Origin of the sequence: Mycolicibacter icosiumassiliensis, assembly GCF_900078685.2 — a bacterium.
GTDB classification, from domain to species: Bacteria; Actinomycetota; Actinomycetes; order Mycobacteriales; family Mycobacteriaceae; genus Mycobacterium; species Mycobacterium icosiumassiliensis.
The window spans coordinates 874,351-893,460 of record NZ_LT546166.1; the positions used below are offsets into that span (position 1 = coordinate 874,351).

General features: G+C 67.3%; 11 protein-coding genes and 3 pseudogenes. 7 read left to right on the plus strand and 7 right to left on the minus strand.

All coding sequences use genetic code 11. The features are described 5' to 3' along the window. Positions 1 to 20: 20 nt before the first annotated feature. Complete coding sequence (locus tag BN4346_RS27835; RefSeq protein ID WP_208863214.1) at positions 21 to 989, minus strand: MaoC family dehydratase; 969 nt, start codon at positions 987 to 989, stop codon at positions 21 to 23. Positions 990 to 1,016: 27 nt separating this feature from the next. Here BN4346_RS27835 and BN4346_RS27840 point away from each other — a divergent pair, with 27 nt between their 5' ends. Continuing rightward, positions 1,017 to 2,168, plus strand: coding sequence for an acyl-CoA dehydrogenase family protein (locus BN4346_RS27840; RefSeq protein ID WP_067968795.1), 1,152 nt, complete (start codon positions 1,017 to 1,019; stop codon positions 2,166 to 2,168). Between the two features lie 8 nt (positions 2,169 to 2,176). Here BN4346_RS27840 and fadD4 read toward each other — a convergent pair whose 3' ends face one another. From fadD4 to BN4346_RS27860, 4 genes are all read right to left on the minus strand, one after another. Next, positions 2,177 to 3,706 (minus strand): fatty-acid--CoA ligase FadD4, encoded by a 1,530-nt coding sequence (gene fadD4 / locus BN4346_RS27845; RefSeq protein ID WP_067968798.1) that lies wholly within the window; start codon positions 3,704 to 3,706, stop codon positions 2,177 to 2,179. A gap of 137 nt (positions 3,707 to 3,843) precedes the next feature. After that, on the minus strand, positions 3,844 to 5,664 hold the full coding sequence (locus BN4346_RS27850) for a phosphoenolpyruvate carboxykinase (GTP) (RefSeq protein WP_067968801.1): 1,821 nt from the start codon (positions 5,662 to 5,664) through the stop codon (positions 3,844 to 3,846). A gap of 131 nt (positions 5,665 to 5,795) precedes the next feature. Continuing rightward, positions 5,796 to 7,349 (minus strand): AAA family ATPase, encoded by a 1,554-nt coding sequence (locus BN4346_RS27855; protein ID WP_078058462.1) that lies wholly within the window; start codon positions 7,347 to 7,349, stop codon positions 5,796 to 5,798. After that, positions 7,346 to 8,305 carry a hypothetical protein gene (locus tag BN4346_RS27860; RefSeq protein ID WP_067968804.1) on the minus strand — a complete coding sequence of 320 codons (960 nt, stop codon included), beginning with the start codon at positions 8,303 to 8,305 and terminating at the stop codon, positions 7,346 to 7,348. The genes BN4346_RS27855 and BN4346_RS27860 overlap by 4 nt, the downstream gene beginning before the upstream one ends. Before the next feature lie 245 nt (positions 8,306 to 8,550). Here BN4346_RS27860 and trmB point away from each other — a divergent pair, with 245 nt between their 5' ends. The 3 genes and pseudogenes from trmB to BN4346_RS48795 form a co-directional block, all read left to right on the plus strand. Continuing rightward, a complete protein-coding gene (gene trmB, locus BN4346_RS27865; RefSeq protein WP_067968896.1) occupies positions 8,551 to 9,312 on the plus strand; it encodes a tRNA (guanosine(46)-N7)-methyltransferase TrmB in 762 nt (253 codons plus the stop codon). Beyond that, on the plus strand, positions 9,312 to 10,007 hold the full coding sequence (locus tag BN4346_RS27870) for a PIN domain-containing protein (protein WP_096867460.1): 696 nt from the start codon (positions 9,312 to 9,314) through the stop codon (positions 10,005 to 10,007). Before trmB ends, BN4346_RS27870 begins: the two co-directional genes overlap by 1 nt. 75 nt (positions 10,008 to 10,082) lie before the next feature. After that, positions 10,083 to 12,389: pseudogene (locus BN4346_RS48795) on the plus strand (MMPL family transporter); the annotation flags it as partial. A 124-nt stretch (positions 12,390 to 12,513) separates the two neighbouring features. On the opposite strand, the pseudogene BN4346_RS27880 reads toward BN4346_RS48795, so the two are convergent. Beyond that, positions 12,514 to 13,554, minus strand: a pseudogene (locus BN4346_RS27880) (AI-2E family transporter); the annotation flags it as partial. A gap of 78 nt (positions 13,555 to 13,632) precedes the next feature. Between BN4346_RS27880 and BN4346_RS27885 the strand changes: the two are divergent. After that, on the plus strand, positions 13,633 to 14,907 hold the full coding sequence (locus BN4346_RS27885) for a lysylphosphatidylglycerol synthase transmembrane domain-containing protein (RefSeq protein WP_067968810.1): 1,275 nt from the start codon (positions 13,633 to 13,635) through the stop codon (positions 14,905 to 14,907). A 16-nt stretch (positions 14,908 to 14,923) separates the two neighbouring features. Here BN4346_RS27885 and BN4346_RS48800 read toward each other — a convergent pair. Further along, positions 14,924 to 15,265 (minus strand): annotated as a pseudogene (locus BN4346_RS48800) (hemophore); the annotation flags it as partial. Between the two features lie 346 nt (positions 15,266 to 15,611). On the opposite strand from BN4346_RS48800, the gene BN4346_RS27895 reads away from it, so the two are divergent. Both BN4346_RS27895 and BN4346_RS27900 read left to right on the plus strand, forming a co-directional pair. Continuing rightward, entirely contained in the window at positions 15,612 to 18,611 is a 3,000-nt protein-coding gene (locus BN4346_RS27895; RefSeq protein WP_067968813.1) for an MMPL family transporter, read from the plus strand. Continuing rightward, positions 18,608 to 19,102 (plus strand): helix-turn-helix domain-containing protein, encoded by a 495-nt coding sequence (locus BN4346_RS27900; RefSeq protein ID WP_067968816.1) that lies wholly within the window; start codon positions 18,608 to 18,610, stop codon positions 19,100 to 19,102. The genes BN4346_RS27895 and BN4346_RS27900 overlap by 4 nt, the downstream gene beginning before the upstream one ends. The last annotated feature ends 8 nt before the right edge of the window (positions 19,103 to 19,110 follow it).

Sequence of the window (19,110 nt, forward strand, 5' to 3'; positions counted from 1 at the left end):
AGCGCAAATGGGGCGTGGGGCTAGAACTGCAAGGCAGTGAAACGCCAGTCCAGTACCTGGCGATCCGGTTCACCGGCGGCGCCGACGGCGTAGACCACCGACCGCAGCCCCAGCACGCTGTCGCGGGCGGATTCGGTGTGCAGTTCGCTGTAGAGGGTGTCGCCTTCACGGACCGGCGCCGTGTGATCGCAGGACTGCCAGCCCAGCACCGTGACCAGGTTCGGCAACAGTCGAGACGCCTGAGCCAGCGCCAGCCCGATGGTGTGTCCGCCGTAGACCAGCCGTTGCCCGGCGACTCGCGAATCATGATGGGTGGCGGCTACGTTGAGGGTCAATCGAGCCAGCTCCGGGGCGCAGGAGACCACATCACCGGTGCTGGTCAGGACCGTGCCCGCTAGACCAGGGTCGAAGTGGGGCCCCGGCACCCGTTGCCGAAACTCCGCGGCATCCCAATCTGCGGTCACGTCCGGCGGCGCCGCGAGTCCTGCACCAATGGCAGATAGGTCATCGCGGTGGCCGGTATCAGGAGCATCGGGCGACAGCGGCAGCATCGCGCAGCGGTAGAAGTCGAGCACCAACCGGTCCAGCTGGTCGATGGTCGTTATCCGCAGCGCCACCAACCCGGTGGACTCACGTTCGGGCTTGGCTGAATTCTGCTTCAGTCCAACCACTTCCGTGCGGGTAAAAACGGTATCGCCGATCACCGGATACCGAACGAAGGCCAAGCCGCGGTAGAAGAGGTTGGCCTTGACGCGCCGAGTGACCAGAGTGGACTGCCCGATCGCGACGTCGCAGACCAGCCCGGGGTGGGCCAGTGGCGTCGTCGCCCCAGTCACCGCTCGGGACAATTCGGCATCCAGCGGCAGCCGTAGCCGATCCCCAAGGATCGCCTGATGCAGCGCGGCCGCACCGGCCGTCAGGGTCATCGCCGGAGCCTCGTCGAACACCTGGCCGACCCGGAGCTGGTCAAAGTAGGGGCCGCTGGTCACCAGAAAATCCTGACATACGGTGAACCGATGAACCACGAAGAGTCGATCTTGGTCGAAACCGTGCGTCAGTTCATCGACCGGGAGGTGAAGCCGACGGTCCGCGACGTCGAGCACGCCAACACCTACCCGCAAGCGTGGATCGAACAGATGAAACACCTCGGCGTCTACGGTCTTGCCGTTCCCGAGGAATACGGCGGTACCCCGGTGTCGATGCCGTGCTACGTACTCGTGACACAGGAGCTGGCCCGCGGCTGGATGAGCCTGGCCGGGGCGATGGGTGGCCACACCGTGGTCGCCAAGCTGCTGACCCTGTTCGGTACCGACGAGCAGAAGCAGCGTTACCTACCGGCCATGGCCACCGGAGCGCTGCGCGCCACTATGGCCCTCACCGAACCGGGCGGCGGCAGCGACCTACAGAACATGACGACGTCCGCCGTGCCGTCGGCCGACCCGGACACGCTGGTGATCAACGGCTCCAAAACCTGGATCTCCAACGCCCGCTACTCGGGATTGATTGCGCTGCTGGCCAAAACCGATCCGAAGGCCACCCCGCGACATAGCGGGATCTCGGTCCTACTGGTGGAGAACCCCAGCGCCGGGCTGACGATATCCCGGGATCTGCCGAAGCTGGGCTACAAGGGCGTCGAGAGCTGCGAGCTGAGCTTCGACGGCTGTCAGGTGCCGGCGGCTGCGGTGCTCGGCGGCACACCCGGCAACGGCTTCGCCCAGATGATGAAGGGACTGGAGACCGGTCGCATCCAGGTGGCGGCACGAGCCTTGGGTGTGGCGACGGCCGCGCTCGACGATGCACTCGCCTACGCCCAGCAACGGGAGAGTTTCGGCCAGCCGATCTGGAAGCACCAAAGCGTGGGCAACTATCTGGCCGAGATGGCGACTAAGTTGACGGCCGCCCGCCAGCTCACCCGCTATGCCGCGGAACGCTATGACAGTGGGCAGCGCTGCGACATGGAGGCCGGTATGGCCAAGTTGTTCGCCTCAGAAGCCGCGATGGAAATCGCACTGAACGCGGTGCGCATCCACGGCGGCTACGGCTACTCGACCGAATACGATGTGGAACGCTACTTCCGGGACGCACCGCTGATGATCGTCGGCGAGGGCACTAATGAGATCCAGCGCAATGTTATTGCGGCACAGCTGGTTGCCCGCGGCGGTATCTAACCGGCTCATCACGCCGAATACTTGGCCACCAATTCGTTCTTATAGAGCTTGCCGGTATCGGTACGCGGCAGCTGCTCCTCGAACGCGATCGATCGCGGACATTTGTAGTGCGCCAAGCGCTCCCGCACCCAGTCGAGCAGTTCTGCGGCGAACGCAGGCGTGGCGTCGGCCGGGTCGACGGTCTGCACGGCCGCCTTCACGCTCTGGCCCATCTCGTCGTCGGGGATGCCGAACACAGCCGCGTCCAACACCTTCGGGTGCGTGATCAACAGATTCTCCGCTTCCTGCGGGTAGATGTTCACCCCGCCGGAGATGATCATGTGGTGGCGGCGGTCGGTGAGGTACAGATAGCCCTCGTCATCGAGATAGCCGACGTCACCGACGGTCGTCCACCCTTGCGCGTGACGCGATTTCGCGGTCTTGTCCGGATCGTTGAGGTATTCGAAGGCGTTGCCGCCCTCGAAGTAGATCTCGCCGGCCTGCCCGGCCGGCAACTCCTTGCCGTCCTCATCGAGAATGTGCACCGCACCGAACATCGCCTTGCCCACCGAGCCGGGGTGCTTGAGCCATTCGTCGGCACTGATCAGCGTCGAGCCGTGCGCCTCCGATGAGGCGTAGTACTCGTCGACGATCGGCCCCCACCAGTCGATCATCTGCTGCTTAATCTCCACCGGGCACGGCGCGGCGGCGTGCATGACTCGCTTGAGACTGGACACGTCATAAGAATCACGCACTCCCGCAGGCAGTTTCAGCATTCGGGTGAAGTGTGCCGGCACGAACTGCCCGTGGGTGACGCGATAGCGCTGGATCGCGTCGAGCGCGGACTGCGCGTCGAACTTCTCCATGACGACGGTGGTCAGCCCGGCCGCCTGCACTTGCATCGACCACACCGACGGCGCGGTGTGATACAGCGGCGCCGGGCTCAGATAGACCGAACCCGGACCCATCCACACCGAGACCAGCATCGCCATCAGCCCCGGAACCTCGGCCGGGGGCAGGTGTGGCAGTGGACGTTTGATGCCTTTTGGCCGCCCGGTGGTGCCCGACGAATACTGCAGTAGATCACCCTCGATCTCGTCGTCGATGGGTGTATCCGGTTGGTCGGCAACGCATTCCGGGTAGCGCTGCCAACCGCTCAAGTCGGCCTCGTCCGTTCCGCAGGCGATCAGCAGCAGCTCGGGCAGGCCGGCCGGAAGATGCTCGGCGAGGCCGGCGCAGGTCTGGCGCAGCGCGGCCGATCCGATGATCGCCTTGGCGTTGCTGTTGTCGATGATGTACGCGGCTTCCGCCGCGGTCAGATGGGTGTTGATCGGCACGTAGTACAGGCCGCTGCGCCGCGCCGCCCACATCGCCGCGTGGAAGTGCTCGTTGTTCTCCATGAGAATCGCGACGACATCGCCCTCCACCAGCCCTGCGGCACGGAAGAAGTGCGCCAACCGGTTCGCCCGGGCTTCCAGCTCGCCGAAGGTGACGACGACGCCGGAGGGGTGCAGGATGACGGCCGGGTTGTCGGCATCGAGGTGCTCGCGAATCTGCATGGGCTGACTGTACCGCCCGCAATTTGACAGGTGTCAAGTGGGCGAGACAGTGGCGGCGAGGGTGCGCACCGGTACAACTGGACCCGGGGCGTGTCGCGTGCAAACGCGCACTCGCGCAGAAGAAAGCGAAAGGGGGACTAGCCCAGGCGCTGCTTCAGGGCCTCGAACTCGTCACGCAGACCGGTGGGCAGCTTGTCGCCGATGAACTCGAACCATTCCTCGATCAGCGGCAGCTCCGCTCGCCACTCGTCGGCGTCAACGATCAGCGCCTGGTCCACGTCGGCGGCAGTCACGTCCAGCCCGTCCAGGTCCAGATCGGCAGCGCTGGGCACCGTACCGATCGGGGTCTCCTGTCCGCCGGCATTGCCCTCGACCCGCTCGACGATCCACTTCAGCACCCGACTGTTCTCGCCGAAGCCCGGCCACAGGAAGCGGCCGTCCTCGCCGCGACGGAACCAGTTGACGAAGAACACCTTCGGCAGCTTGGAGGCGTCGGAGTGCTTGCCAGTATCGATCCAGTGCTGCATGTAGTCCCCGGCGTTGTAGCCGATGAACGGCAGCATCGCCATCGGGTCGCGGCGCACCTTGCCCACCGTGCCCTCGGCCGCGGCGGTCTGCTCGCTGCCCATGGTTGCGCCGATGAAAACGCCGTGCTGCCAGTCGCGAGCCTGACTCACCAGCGGCACCGTGGTCTTGCGGCGGGCGCCGAACAGGATCGCCGAGATCGGCACGCCCTGCGGGTCGTCCCACTCCGGCGCCAGGATCGGGCACTGTGACATCGGGGTGCAGTACCGCGAGTTCGGGTGAGCGGCAGGGGTGCCCGACTCGGGCGTCCAGTCGTTGCCCTTCCAGTCGGTGAGGTGCGCCGGGGTCTCCCCGTCGATGCCCTCCCACCACACGTCGTTGTCGTCGGTGTGGCCGACGTTGGTGTAAACGGTGTTCCCCCGCTCCAGCGTGATCATCGCGTTGGGGTTGGAGCTGCGGCTGGTGCCCGGCGCCACGCCGAAGAAGCCCGCCTCCGGGTTCACCGCGTAGAGCCGGCCGTCCTTGCCGAACCGCATCCACGCGATGTCGTCACCGAGGGTCTCGGCCCGCCAGCCCGGAATGGTCGGCTGGATCATCGCCAGGTTGGTCTTGCCGCAGGCCGACGGGAACGCCGCCGCCACGTAGTAGGCCTTGTTCTCCGGCGAGATCAGCTTGAGGATCAGCATGTGCTCGGCCAGCCAGCCCTCGTCGTGGGCCATCGCCGAGGCGATCCGCAGCGCGTAGCACTTCTTGCCCAGCAGCGCGTTGCCGCCGTAACCCGAGCCGTAGCTCCAGATCTCGCGGGTCTCCGGGAAGTGGGTGATGTACTTCTCGGAGTTGCACGGCCACGGCACGTCCTGCTGGCCGTCGGCCAGCGGGGCGCCAACCGAGTGCAGGCCCTTGACGTAGGCGCCGTCGTCGCCGATCTTCTCCAGCGCCGCGGCGCCCATCCGGGTCATCACCTTCATCGACGCCACCACGTAGGGCGAGTCGGTGATCTCGACGCCCAGCTTGGGGTCCTCGGCGCCCAGCGGGCCCATGCAGAACGGGATGACGTACATGGTGCGACCGCGCATACAACCGCGGTACAGCTCCGTCATGGTGGCCCGCATCTCGTCCGGGTCCATCCAGTTGTTGGTGGGGCCGGCACCTTCCTGGGTGCGGCTACAGATGAAGGTGCGCGACTCGACCCGCGCGACGTCGGCCGGGTCGGAGAGCGCCAGGTAGGAATTGGGCTTCTTCTTCTCGTCGAGCTTGACCGCCGCGCCGGACTCCACCAGCAGGGCCATCAGCCGGTTCCACTCCTCCTCGGAACCGTCGGACCATTCCACCCGGTCGGGCTGGGTGAGCTCCGCGACCTCCCGAACCCAGGCCAACAACTCGCCATGCTTCGTCGGGGCGGTGTCCAGACCGGGAATGGTCGCTGAGGTCATTGAGCTCTCCTGTGTAACCTGTGTCACTCGGTGGCGTTGTCGCAGCTGCGCGCCGCTGTCACCTCTTATACCGTCATTAAATAAGAGATTACCGTCAATAGCTACACGGATCGAAACAATCGCAACTCGGGCTATCTGTCACCCGTTACCGCGGCGTCGTCCGGGCCTGATTCGCCCAGCTCATGGGGCGGTCCCAGCTTCGCCTCTCCTCCGTCGAGCCTCGCTGAATCGCCCAGCTCAGCGCGTACATTGTCCAACGCCCGCCGCAATGCCGGCAGCCTGCGATCACGCACCGCGGCGGCGCGGGCCGCGGCGGCGGCATGCTCGCGCAGTTCCCGATCCAGCGCGGCGACCCGGTCGGCGACGCGCGCAGCCTCGGTCTCGTTGCGTCCGGCAAGTTCGGCGGTGAGTGCCGACTCAGCGGCCACCACCCGTAAGGCCACCAGTTCCTGTACCGAGGACCGCACCGCGTTGGCGGCCTGTCCCACCCAGCGATCGAGCACCACCCGGTCACGCAGCAACCCCCGAATCCTGACCACCCACACCGTGGCCACCACCCCGGCGATGGCGCATCCAGCAGCACCCACCGCGGCCAATCCCGGCGCGAGATGGGCGAAGACCCGGCTCAACGTCAGCGCCACGCCCAGCCCGAAGCCGATCCCCAGCACCGCCATCAACTGGGTCTCCAGCCGCCGGGACTGCAACGGCGGCTTGCCGGAGTCGACCTGCGGCAGCGGTGCCGTTGCCCCGCCCGGCGCGGTGTCTGCGGCCAACCCCAGTTCCTGGGCAACGTCGGCGAGGTGCTCGGAGATCCCCTGATCGACCTCCGTCACCACCTCGGTCAGCCGGTCGTGCACATAGGACTCGAACTCGGCCCACCGGCGGCGCGTCATGCCCGCCGCGTCTTCGGCAAGCTCACTGCGTACCGAGGCGCACCGCTTGCTGGCGAAGTAGGACAGTTGCACGCGGGCTTGGGCGATGCGGCTGCGCAGCGCGATCACGCGCTCCGATTTCGACATTCGCCGCTGGCGCACCAGGTCGTCACGCTGCTCCTGCAGTTGCGTGACCCGGGCGCGCCGCCCTTCCGCTCGGGCGTCGCGGTCGATGCGATCGGCATCGGTACGCAACTGGAACTCCCAAGAGCGCAGCCGGTTGCGCCGGTGAGCGTCGCCGCCTTCGAGCTGTTTGGTCAGTTCCGCGATCAGGTCGTCGACTTGCGGGTCGCCGCGCTCGGGTGCCGCGGCCGCCCCCACCCACGGCACGTCGCGATAGCGCGGCGCGTGGCATGCGAGGGTGTCGCGGGCTGCTGCCTGCATCTCGCGCCACTGCCGGTGGACGTCGATCTTGGATACGGCGCCGATCACCACATCGGTGTGGGCGGCGACGGTATCGAGCAGTGCACAGTCCGACTCCGTCAATGCGGCGGCTGCAGACACCACGAACACCACCGCCAGCGGCACCTCCCCCGGTGCCAAGTCGGTGGCTTCCATCACCAGCCACTGCGGCATCCGGTCGGCCAAGGCCTGTGTCATCGCACTGATCCCAGCCAGCCAGGGGCCGGCTACCACCACCACATCGCAGCGCCGCACCGCTGGTGCCCGCACTCCGGGTGCTACGTCAGCGACGAGGGCATCGACCCCGGCGATGGGGTCCGGATCGGACGAATCCGCACCCGATGCGGTCATGGGCGGCCCCGCGTCGCGGCCCAGACCCGCAGCGATCCCCGGGCGATGTCGGCGGCACATGCCCGCTGGGCGGCGCCGACCGGTGCGCTGCGGTGGGCCTGCCAGCGCCGAGCCCGCACCAGCGCCGTTTCATCCGGTAGGTCGAGCGCGGCCGCCGCAGCGGTCAGCCGAGCGGCGACCGTCACATCGCCGACCAGGAACTCGTCGATGCGGTGGTCGCCGACCGCCATCGCCTCCAACCGGGTTACCGCCTCCGACATCCGCCGGTGATAAACGCCGGCCCCCATCACCTTCAGCCGGGCGACCACGCGGTCGATGCCGCTGAGCTGGCGCAATTGGACGCGGGCCTGCGCCGCGGTGCCTTCGCGCCGGGCCAGGTCGAGCAGTGCCTCGATCCCGGAGAGGTCGATAGTGGCGCACAGCCGCTCGCGGGTCTGGCGTGGCACCGAATGCGGTCCGCTCACGAACTGTTCGGCGGAGCGCAGATCGGCGGGCTGGGCGGCCACGCAGCCCAGCGCCTCCCACAGTCGCTCGTCCAGCCCGCCACCGCAGGCGGCCAGCGCGAACAACGCCGACATCGGTTCAACCGGCCCTCGGGTCGCGCCCGCGACCTCGAAGACACCGTCGTGCCCGCGCAGGTCGGTCTTGTTCTGCACCACCAGCACCGGGCGCCGCCGGGTGGCGTGCAGCGCGGTGGTGTCCTCCGGCTTGATGACCTCGGCGACGACGTAGACAGCCAATTCGGCGGCTTCGGTCCCCGCAGGCTGCTCGGCGACGCGCACCCCGGCCGCGGCCAGCGCTGCGGCGACGGTGCGCCGGCCGACACCTCGGCGGCCGTGTACCGCGACCTGCAGCGGCGCGGTGATGGCTGCGGCGATCCTGGCCAATCGCGGGTCGCAGGTCTGGGTGGCCAGCCCGGTCAGCTCGTCGGCGAAGAGCTGGTGCCCCTGTGTCACGACCCTGCCTCCCCGTGCAATCGGCTCGGGGGCCATGGTGTCAGCTGCTCCGCCGCGGCGCGAGTCACCGCCGGATTCGGCGAGCGGTGTAGTTCCGCGAGCAAGAGATCCGGCGCATGGAGCCGCGGCGACGCGAGCGGCTATAGCGCCTCGGGGCGTCCTTCGGGGCCGCGCTAGGCAACTGTTGGGTATCAATATGGACCGCAAAGTGGGTACAGAGGCGTCCATGGGCCACCATGGACTGCATGCATGCGCCGCGCGACGTCGAGTCGGCATCAGACGTCCCTGGCGTCAACACCCCGGCTCCGCGCCGTTTCCGCAACTTCAGCGTCCGCTACCGGCACTCCGCACTATCGGACGGTCAACGCCAGACTTGGGAGCGGCTCTGGCCCGACCTGGGCGCCGAGGTCGTGCCACCGGACGGTCCCGACCGCCCTCAACCCCTGGACCCGCCCCGCTGGTTCGGCCGCGACGCACCGGTGGTGCTCGAGATCGGCTGCGGGGCCGGTACCTCCACCGTGGCGATGGCACAGGCCGAACCGGATCTGGACGTGATCGCTGTCGAGATCTACGAGCGTGGGCTGGCACAACTGTTGTGCGCGATCGACCGCGAGCAGCTGAGCAATATCCGGTTGCTGCGCGGCGACGGCCTCGACGTGCTGGAGTACCTGATCGCCCCGTCATCGCTGATCGGGGTGCGCGTCTTCTTCCCCGACCCGTGGCCCAAGGCCCGGCACCACAAGCGGCGGCTGCTGCAACCGGCCACCATGGCCCTGATCGCCGATCGGTTGCAGCCGGGCGGGGTGCTGCACGCGGCCACCGACCATGCCGACTACGCGGTGCAGATTGCCGAGTCCGGCGACGGCGAGCCGAGCCTGCGCCGGGTGGCCGACCCGTCCGGGAACGCCGGCCTACCCATCTCGATCGCGCGCCCCACCACCAAGTACGAGGCGAAGGGCCGCAATGCGGGCAGCGTGATCAACGAGTTCGTCTGGGAGCGGGTCTGATGACCAGCCCCGACCTGAAAGCCGGCGGGGACGCCGGGCCGACCGGGACCGACCCGACCGCCGAGGGACCACCGCCGCAACGGGTGTTACTGGTGTGGGACGCCCCGAATCTGGACATGGGTCTGGGCGCGATCCTGGGCCGTCGTCCAACCGGCGTGGAGCGACCCCGCTTCGACGCACTGGGTCGCTGGCTGCTCAACCGCACCGCGGAGGTGGCGGCGGCACACCCCCAGGTCAGGGTGGAGCCCGAGGCGACGGTGTTCACCAACATCGCGCCGGGCAGCGCCGACGTCGTCCGGCCCTGGGTCGAGGCGTTGCGTAACGTGGGTTTTGCAGTCTTCGCCAAGCCGAAGATCGATGAGGACAGTGATGTCGACTCCGACATGCTCGAACACATTGCGCTGCGGAAAGAACAGGGGCTGGTGGCGGTGGCGGTTGCCTCCGCCGACGGCCAGGCCTTCCGAGAACCGCTGGAAGAACTCTGCAGTCTCGGGATCGCCGCCGCTGTGCTCGGATTTCGCGAACATGCGAGCTGGGCGCTAGCCTCGGATACCTTGGAGTTCGTTGACCTGGAGGACATCCCTGGTGTGTTCCGGGAGAGGCTGCCGCGGATCAGCCTGGATTCGCTGCCAGAACAGGGGGCGTGGCTCCAGCCGTTCCGGCCGCTGAGCTCCCTACTGAACTCGCGGGAGTGACAACTGGAGAGCCTTGAAATAAGGGGCGCGCGGGTCCGAAAGATTTCTCCACAGACCTTAGTAAGGAGCGTATAGGTGTTCGCCTGGTGGGGTCGAACTGTATATCGCTACCGATTCATCGTAATCGGCGTGATGGTGGCGCTCTGCCTGGGTGGCGGTGTCTACGGAATGAGCCTGGGCGACCACGTCACCCAGAGCGGCTTTTACGACGACGGCAGCCAGTCAGTGCAGGCATCGATCGTCGGCGACGAGGTCTACGGCCGAGACCGCACCAGCCATGTGGTGGCGGTCTTCACCGCACCCAAGGGCGAGACGGTCGACGACCCGGAATGGTTCGATGCGGCCAAGAACGGGCTGAACAAGGTCAAGAATGACCATCCCGATCAGATTCTGAGCTGGGTCGGCTACTTCACTAATCCCGAAGCGCTGTCCACCATGGCCGACCCGAGCAAGAAACATGCCTTCGCGTCGATCCAGATCAAGGGCGACGACGACGACACCATCCTCAAGAATTTCCAGGCGGCCGAACCGGACTTGCAGCGGCTGGACGGCGGCACCGTCGAACTCGGCGGCCTAGAGCCCATCGCCAGCGCCCTGACCGGCACTATCGCGCGCGACCAGAAGCTGTTGGAGGTTTTCGGGCTGCCACTGGTAGCGGTGGTGCTGTTCTTCGTGTTCGGGGGCGTGGTCGCCGCCAGTCTGCCGGTCATCGTCGGCGGGCTGAGTATCGCCGGGTCGACGGGTATCCTGCAGCTCACCACCCACTTCGGGCCGGTGCACTTCTTCGCCCAACCGGTGGTCTCACTGATCGGTTTCGGTATCGCGATCGACTACGGGTTGTTCGTGGTGAGCCGATTCCGGGAGGAGATCGCCGAAGGCTACGACACCGAGGCGGCGGTACGGCGCTCGGTGATGACCGCCGGGCGCACGGTGGTGTTCTCGGCGGTGTTGATCATCGTGTCGGGAGCCAGCCTGCTGGTGATGCCGCAAGGTTTCGTGCACTCACTGACCTACGCGATCTTCGCCTCGGTGGGGCTGGCCGCACTGCTGTCGATCACCCTGCTGCCGGCCTGCCTGGGGGTGCTGGGCACCAACGTCGACGCGCTCGGGGTCCGCACCCTGTACCGGATACCGTTCCTGCGGGACTGGGACTTCTCCAACCGGATCATCGGCTGGTTCGCCGAGAGGACCCAGAAGACCAAGACCCGCGAAGAGGTCGAGGCCGGGTTCTGGGGCAAGCTGGTCAATTACGTGATGCAGCGGCCGCTGGCGTTCGCGATCCCGATCGTGATCGCGATGATTCTGCTGATCATCCCGCTGGGCAAACTGACGTTCGGCGGGATGAGCGAGAAATATCTGCCGCCGGACAACACCGCCCGGGTGGCCCAGGAGCACTTCGACGAGATCTTCCCCGGCTTCCGCACCGAGAAGCTGACCCTGGTGATCAAGAGCGAGGCCGACAAACCGGTCACCGACCAGCAGGTCGCCGAAGTCCGCAACCGCGCGATGGCGATCGGTGGGTTCGTCGTCCCCGACGACGATCCCGCCGAGATGTGGAAGGAGCGCCCGTATCTGCCCGGGGCCTCCAAGGATCCCTCCGTCCGGGTGATCGAGAACGGCTTGGTCAACCGCAACGATGCCGCGCAGAAGATCAAAGCCCTGCGCGCCATCAGCGCACCCAAGGGTCTGGACGTGATGGTCGGCGGTACCCCGGCGCTCGAGCAGGACAGCATCCACAGCCTGGTCGCCAAAGGGCCGCTGATGCTGGTAATCCTGCTGAGCACGACCATGGTGCTGATGTTCCTGGCGTTCGGTTCACTGGTGCTGCCGTTGAAGGCGGCGGTGATGAGCGCGCTGACCATCGGATCGACGTTGGGCATCTTGACCTGGATGTTCGTCGACGGCCACGGCGCCGGGTTGCTGAACTTCACCCCCACCCCACTGATGGTGGTGATGATCGCGCTGGTTGTTGCGGTGGGCTGGGGTCTGGCCACCGACTATGAGGTGTTCCTGGTCTCCCGGATGGTGGAGGCCCGAGAATCCGGCATGTCGACCACCGAGGCGATCCGGATCGGCACGGCCACGACGGGCCGGCTGATCACCGCGGCCGCACTGATCCTCGCGGTGGTTGCCGCGTCGTTCGTGTTCTCCGACCTGGTGATGATGAAGTACCTGGCGTTCGGCCTGATGGCGGCGCTGTTGATGGACGCCACCGTGGTCCGGATGTTCCTGGTGCCGTCGGTGATGAAACTGCTCGGCGACGACTGCTGGTGGGCACCGCGCTGGATGAAGCGTCTGCAGAACCGGATCGGTCTGGGCGAAATCCGGCTGCCCGACGAGCGGCGCCGGGTGACCCGCCGCCCGGCGACGGCAACCGTCGCACCGGCTGCTGAATTGCTGCGTCGGGAGGGTCGGTACTGACGTCGTCGGCTGACGGGTCCGGCGGATCGGTAGCCACCGGGTCTAGGGCATCCGCAGCGTCCGGTGTGCCCGAATCCGCAGCTCCGATCAGTACCCGCACCGCCCGGTCGACGAATGCGATCGTCGGGACGGCGAGCAGCGCACCGACGATGCCCGCCAGGATTCCGCCGGTGGAGATGCCCAACACCACCGCCAGCGGATGGATCGAGACGGCACGGCCCATGACCAGCGGCTGCAGCACATGGGCTTCCAATTGGTTGACCGCGATAATCAGCCCCAGGGTGACCAGGCCGTAGATCCACCCCTTGGCGATCAGGGCGACTAATACGGCCAGCAATCCGGTGAGCACCGCACCGACCAGCGGGATGAAGGCGCCCAGAAACACCAACGAGGCCAGCGGCAAAGCCAACGGCACCGCCATGACGGCCAAGCCGATGCCGATTCCGAGTGCGTCGACCAGCGCCACCAGGAACGTCGCCCGCACATAGCCGATCAGTGATTCGAATCCCGCGACGCCGGCCGCGTGCACGGTGGTGCGCACCTGGCTGGGGAAGAACTTCACCGTGAATCGCCAGATGTCGCGGCCGCCGTAGAGGAAGAAGATCAGCGTGAACAGCACGACGAAGGCGCCGGTGATGATCTTGGTGACGGTCTCTGCGGTGGACAGGGCGCCGCTGGTCAGCTTTGCCTGGTTATTGCGCAAACCGTTCACCACGGTGTCGCCGGCGCTGTCGATCTGTTCACTGCTCAGATGTAGCGGCCCCTCGACCAGCCAGTGCTGGGTCGAGTTGATCACCTGGGTGACCTGCTCGACCAGTTCGGGCACCCCGTCGATGAACTGGTCGACCACGAAGCTCAGCAGCGCCGCGAGCACCGCCAGGCCGCCGAGCAGCAGCAGGAACACCGCCAGCCCCCGATGCACGCCGTGCCGGGACAGCCAGTCCACGCCGGGCAACAGCAGGGCCGACATCATCATCGCGATCGCCACCGGGACGACGATCACTTCGAGGCGCCGGATGATCAGCAGCACCACCAACGCCGCGGCGAAGAGCACCAGCAAGCGCCAGGCCCATGCCGCCGCCTGGCGCACCGTCGGATGTACGGATTCGTCTGCGCTGGCTGACATTCCGGTAGCGTAACGATGCCGCAGCGGGTGCACATCAGGTAGCTGAATATCGACGTGGCGCGGCTAACCTTTAAATTCGTGCCCCACGCCCCCGTTTCCCACGACTGCGTCGTTCCCGACGTCGTCGTTTCCGGCGTTGACGGGCGAGGAACCTCGGCTCGGCAGCGCCCCGGTGGCAAATACCGGTGGGTGCGCCCGGTTCTGGTGGGACTGATCCTGGCGGTGCTCACGGTCGAACTCGTGCTGGTGTGGGACCAGGTTTTTTCCGCGTGGTGCAGTCTCTGCCGCGCCGACGCCCGCTGGCTGATCGGGGCGTTGGTGGCCGCGGCCGCTTCGATGCACAGCTTCGCGCAGATCCAGCGGACGCTACTGGGCTCGGCCGGTGTGCGCGTGTCGCAGGGGCAGTCCGAGGCCGCGTTCTACGCCGCCAATTCGCTCAGTACCACCCTGCCCGGCGGCCCGGTGCTGTCGACGACCTTCCTGTACCGGCAGCAACGCCGTTGGGGGGCGACCCCGGTGGTGGCCTCGTGGCAGCTGGTGATGTCGGGGGTACTGCAGGCGGTCGGGCTGGCCGTACTGGGCCTCGGCGGGGCCTTCCTCCTCGGTGCCCGCAGCAATCCCTTCTCGCTGTTGTTCACCCTCGGCGGCTTCATCGCGTTGCTGCTGCTGGCGCAGGCGGCCGCCTCGCGACCGGAGCTGATCGACGGCATCGGGGTTCGCGCGCTGTCCTGGTTCAACTCGGTACGCTCCCGGCCCGTGGACGCCGGGCTTGCGACCTGGCGCCGAATGTTGGGCCAACTGGAGTCGGTCAGCCTGGGCCGTCGCGATCTGTCGACGGCGTTCGGGTGGTCGCTGTTCAACTGGGTCGCCGACGTCGCCTGCCTGGCGTGCGCCGCCTATGCCACCGGTGGGCGGGCGTCGGTTGCCGGTTTGACGGTGGCCTACGCCGCCGCCCGCGCGGCGGGAACGATTCCCCTGATCCCCGGCGGCCTGTTGGTTGTCGAGGCCGTGTTGGTGCCGGGCTTGGTGTCCAGCGGGCTGACCTTGCCGGACGCCATCTCTGCGGTACTGATCTATCGGATGATCAGCTGGGTGCTGATATCAGCCGTCGGCTGGGTGGTGTTCTTTTTCGTGTTCCGCAGCGACAACGCGGCCGACCAGGCCACCGACGACTACGCGCCGGTCCTCAGCGAACCGCTATCGGTTGGGTCACCGCACCGCCCGCAGGTCCACTCACCGGCAGACCGGTCACCGGCAGGCCGCCCACGGGCAGTCCGCCGGGCAGTCCGCCTCCCGGTAGGCCGCCTTGAGCCTGCACGGCCTGCAGTAGCCCGAGCACCTGCGGCAGGCTGACCGCCAGCTTGCACTGGTCGGTCACCTCTTGGACCGGCGCGATGATCTTGGCCAGGTCGTCTTGGACCTTCGGGTTGGCCTCGAAGTGCGCCTTCAGGTTTGCCAGCGTCTGCGGGCCGGGCTGCTGCTGCAGCGCACCGGTCATCACCTGATTGGTGTCCGGGTGCGCGTCCAGGTAGTCGCCGGTCGAGGTGACGACCTTCCCCACGGTCCGGGCGATCTCGCTGGCCACGCAGGGGTCTTTGGCTGCGGTGGCCGAGGGTGCCGACGGGGTGGCCAGCAGCGTGGCCGTGACGGCACCACCCAGAAGGACAGGCACGGCGGCAAGGACGCCCTTGCCCGACAGACTGCGACGCATGGTGGCACGGGTGATGTTCACGAACTCTCCTCACGACTGGCAAGATTTCCGATCAGCCCCGGCCAGCCCGCCACATTGCGGATGACGCTTGACGATGCTCTGGTGTGCGTGCGATGCCCCCCGGCAGCTCCGGCAGATCGAAAGACGGCCTTTGCCTATCCTGGCAGTAACCACCTGATGCCGCCACCCGAGCACCGGTCAGCCTGGTCACAGTGTGGTTCCCGGACGGCATCGGAGCAGCTCAGAGGCGACGGAAACAGCCAGTGCAACAGGGTGCTGCGGTAGGCTCGCTGCACGCAGCGCACCGGTGCGGGCGAGAGCGGGGAGAGACGAAATCCAGCAGTTCATGATGCGCTTCAGCAGCAACCTGCGCAGATTCCGCTGGGTGGTCTTCACAGGGTGGTTACTTGCTGTGGTCCCCTCGCTCTACCTGGCCGCCACTCAGTCCGGCCACCTCACCGGTGGGGGCTTCGAGGTCCAGGGATCGCAGTCGCTGCACGTGCAATATCAGCTCGAGGATCATTTTCCCGAGCAGGGCGCCTCACCGCTGGCCTTGGTGGCCGCACCGCGCGCTGACGCCACCTATCGGGACATGCATGACGCCGTCGCGCTGCTCCAGCGGGCCGCCGGCGAGGTCCCCAGCGTGAAGGTGTTGCCGGATACGACGCAGCCGCCCCCGCGGCCCGACCGGCCTTACGTGGTGTCCCTGCGGGTGGACTTCAACAACACCGGCGCGGTCGACGTCGCCAAGAAGCTGCGCACGAAGCTGGGGGTGGAAGGCGAACATCCTGGCCGGGTCGAAAACGGTTCGGTCAACCTCTACGTGATCGGGCAGGGCGCACTCGGCGCCGCGGCATCGGCGAAGACCAAGCAGGACATCGGCGCAGCCGAGCGATGGAACCTGCCGGTCGTGCTGATCGTCTTGCTGGCGGTGTTCGGCTCACTGGCGGCCGCCGCAATTCCGCTGGCGCTGGGAATCGGCACGGTGATCGTCACCATGGGGCTGGTCTACCTGCTGTCGATGTTCACCGCGATGTCGGTGTTCGTCACGTCCACGGTATCGATGTTCGGCATCGCACTGGCGATCGACTACTCGCTCTTCATTCTGATGCGCTACCGCGAGGAACTGCGGGCCGGTCGCCAACCCCAGGAGGCCGTCGATGCGGCGATGGCGACGTCCGGGCTGGCCGTGGTGCTCTCGGGTCTGACCGTGGTGGCCTCCCTGACCGGGATCTATCTGATCAACACGCCGGTGCTGGTATCGATGGCAACCGGAGCGATCCTGGCTGTCTCGGTGGCGGTGCTGGCATCGGTCAGCCTGACCCCGGTGGTGTTGGCCCTGTTCGGCCGGGCAGTCGCCAAACGGTCGTCGCTGCTGCACTGGGCACGCGGCCCGCAGCTGGCCCAGTCCCGGTTCTGGACCAGCTGGACGGCTTCGGTGATGCGGCGCCCCTGGGTCTCGGCCTTGGTGGCCGCGGGATTCCTGCTGGCGCTCGCGGCGCCGGCGCTGTCGCTGTCAACGGGCAACAGCATGCTGCGCCAGTTCGACTCCTCCCACGAGATCCGCGGCGGAGTGGCCGCAGCAGCTCAAGCCCTGGGCCCGGGTGCGCTGGGGCCGGTCCGGGTGTTGGTCACCATCCCCGGCGCGAACGCGTCGGCGCCCGCCCACGCCGAGACCTTCGCCGCGATCCGCCAGGAGATGTCGCAAGCCCCCAACATCGCTTCGGTGTCCCCGCCGGTCTTCGGCAATGACGACAGCAGCGGCCTGCTGTCGGCCGTGCTGTCCGTCGACCCCGAAGACATGGCCGCTCGGACAACCGTCGACTGGATGCGTGAACACCTGCCGGCGGCGGCCGGCTCGCCGGCGGTCCAGGTGGATGTCGGCGGACCGACCGCGTTGATCAAGGACTTCGACGACCGAGTCGCGGCGGCCGAACCGATGGTGCTGGTGTTCGTGGCGCTGATCGCCTTCCTGATGTTGTTGGTCTCGATCCAGTCGGTGTTCCTGGCGCTCAAAGGCGTCGTGATGACGGTGCTGTCGGTGGCGGCTGCCTACGGCAGCCTGGTGATGGTGTTCCAGTGGGGTTGGCTGGAACGGTTCGGCTTCGCATCGACCGGTTCCATCGACACCTTCATTCCGCCGCTCGTGCTGGCGATGACGTTCGGTCTGTCGATGGACTACGAGATCTTCCTGCTGACCCGCATCCGTGAGCGTTTCCTGCAGACCGGGAACACCCACGACGCCGTCGCCTACGGGGTGAGTACCAGCGCGCGCACCATCACCAGCGCCGCCCTGATCATGATCGCGGTGTTCATCGGTTTCGCGTTTGCCGGCATGCCGCTGGTCGCCGAGCTGGGGGTGGCCTGCGCGGTGGCGATCGCGGTCGACGCCACGGTGGTGCGGCTGGTGCTTGTTCCCGCACTGATGGCGATGTTCGCTGAGTGGAACTGGTGGCTGCCTCGCTGGCTGGCCCGGATCCTGCCGTCGGTTGACTTCGAAAAGCCTTTGCCCACAGTTGATTTGGGCGACGTCGTGGTGATCCCCGATGACATCTCCGCCCTGATCACACCCAGCGCCGACCTTCGGGTGGTGGTCAAGTCGGCGGCCCGGCTCAAAGGGCTGGTTCCCGACGCGGTCTGCGTCAGCGACCCGTTGGCGCTGCGCGGCTGCGGCGTGGCCGAGGTCGCCACCAGCAAGATCGAAGCGGTGCGGGTCGCTTCCGGGCCGGCAGGACCGCCTGCGGCGGCGGGCGGCAGGGTGGTGAGCCATGCACTGGCCCGGCTGACCGGCGGCTGGCAGTCGCGTACCGGTACGGACCGGGCGCAGCCCCGCACCATCCGTCCGGTTCACCCGGTCACCGTGTGGCGGCGCCGGCTCGCCATCGCACTGGACGCGCTGGAAACCGAGTCCTGGGCGGCCACCGAGATCGGACTCGATTTCCCGGCGTTGACCCGGTGCCGCCCGATGGAAGCCGCCGCAGTCCAACTGCCCACCGGCGACCGGCTACAGATACCCACCGGCGCCGAAACGCTGCGCCTGGCCGGCTACCTGGCGCTGGCACGCAACAGCCCCCGCGACTACGCCACGCTAGCCGATCTGGCCGATGCGCTGGGCCCGAAAACCGTTGCTGGGGCACTCAGCGGAATTGATGCGTACTACTCTGGTCAACCAGCCGACGGACACTGGATGGCCACCCAGCTCGTCTGTCGACTCGCCGATCCGGAGCCCACCGCACGCGGCGACTACACCTCCGGCGACGATGCGCTTGGAGCGAGTACGGACTGGGAACACGTACAAGGGCGCTGCCTGGCAGTTGCCGTGGCGATGCTGGAGGAGGAGAGGTGACGTTGGCCGCGGACCGACGCCGTGGGCCGCTGCCCCGGCAGCCGTCCGGCGACACCGACCGGCCGGTCGAGTTCTGGCCCACGTCGGCTATCCGCGCTGCGCTGCAGACCGGCGACATCGCCACCTGGCAGCTCATCGTGGTGGCACTCAAGCGCGATCCCTACGGCCGCACTGCGCGCCAGGTCGAAGAGGTGCTGGAAGGCACCGAATCCTTCGGTATCGCTAAAGCTCTGTCGGAGGTCCTGACGCGTACCCGGGCGCACCTGGAGGCCAACGAGCGCGCGGAGGTCGCGCGTCACATGCGAGTACTGATCGAGCGGTCCGGATTGAGCCAGCAAGAGTTCGCCTCGCGGGTCGGAGTACCCGCCGACACGCTCGGTGTATACCTCAACGGCACGGTCAGCCCACCGGCCTCGCTGATGATCCGGATGCGCCGCTTGTCAGACCGCTTCGTCAAGCTGCACACCCGCGAAGCGCCCGACATCGTCTGACGCCGGTC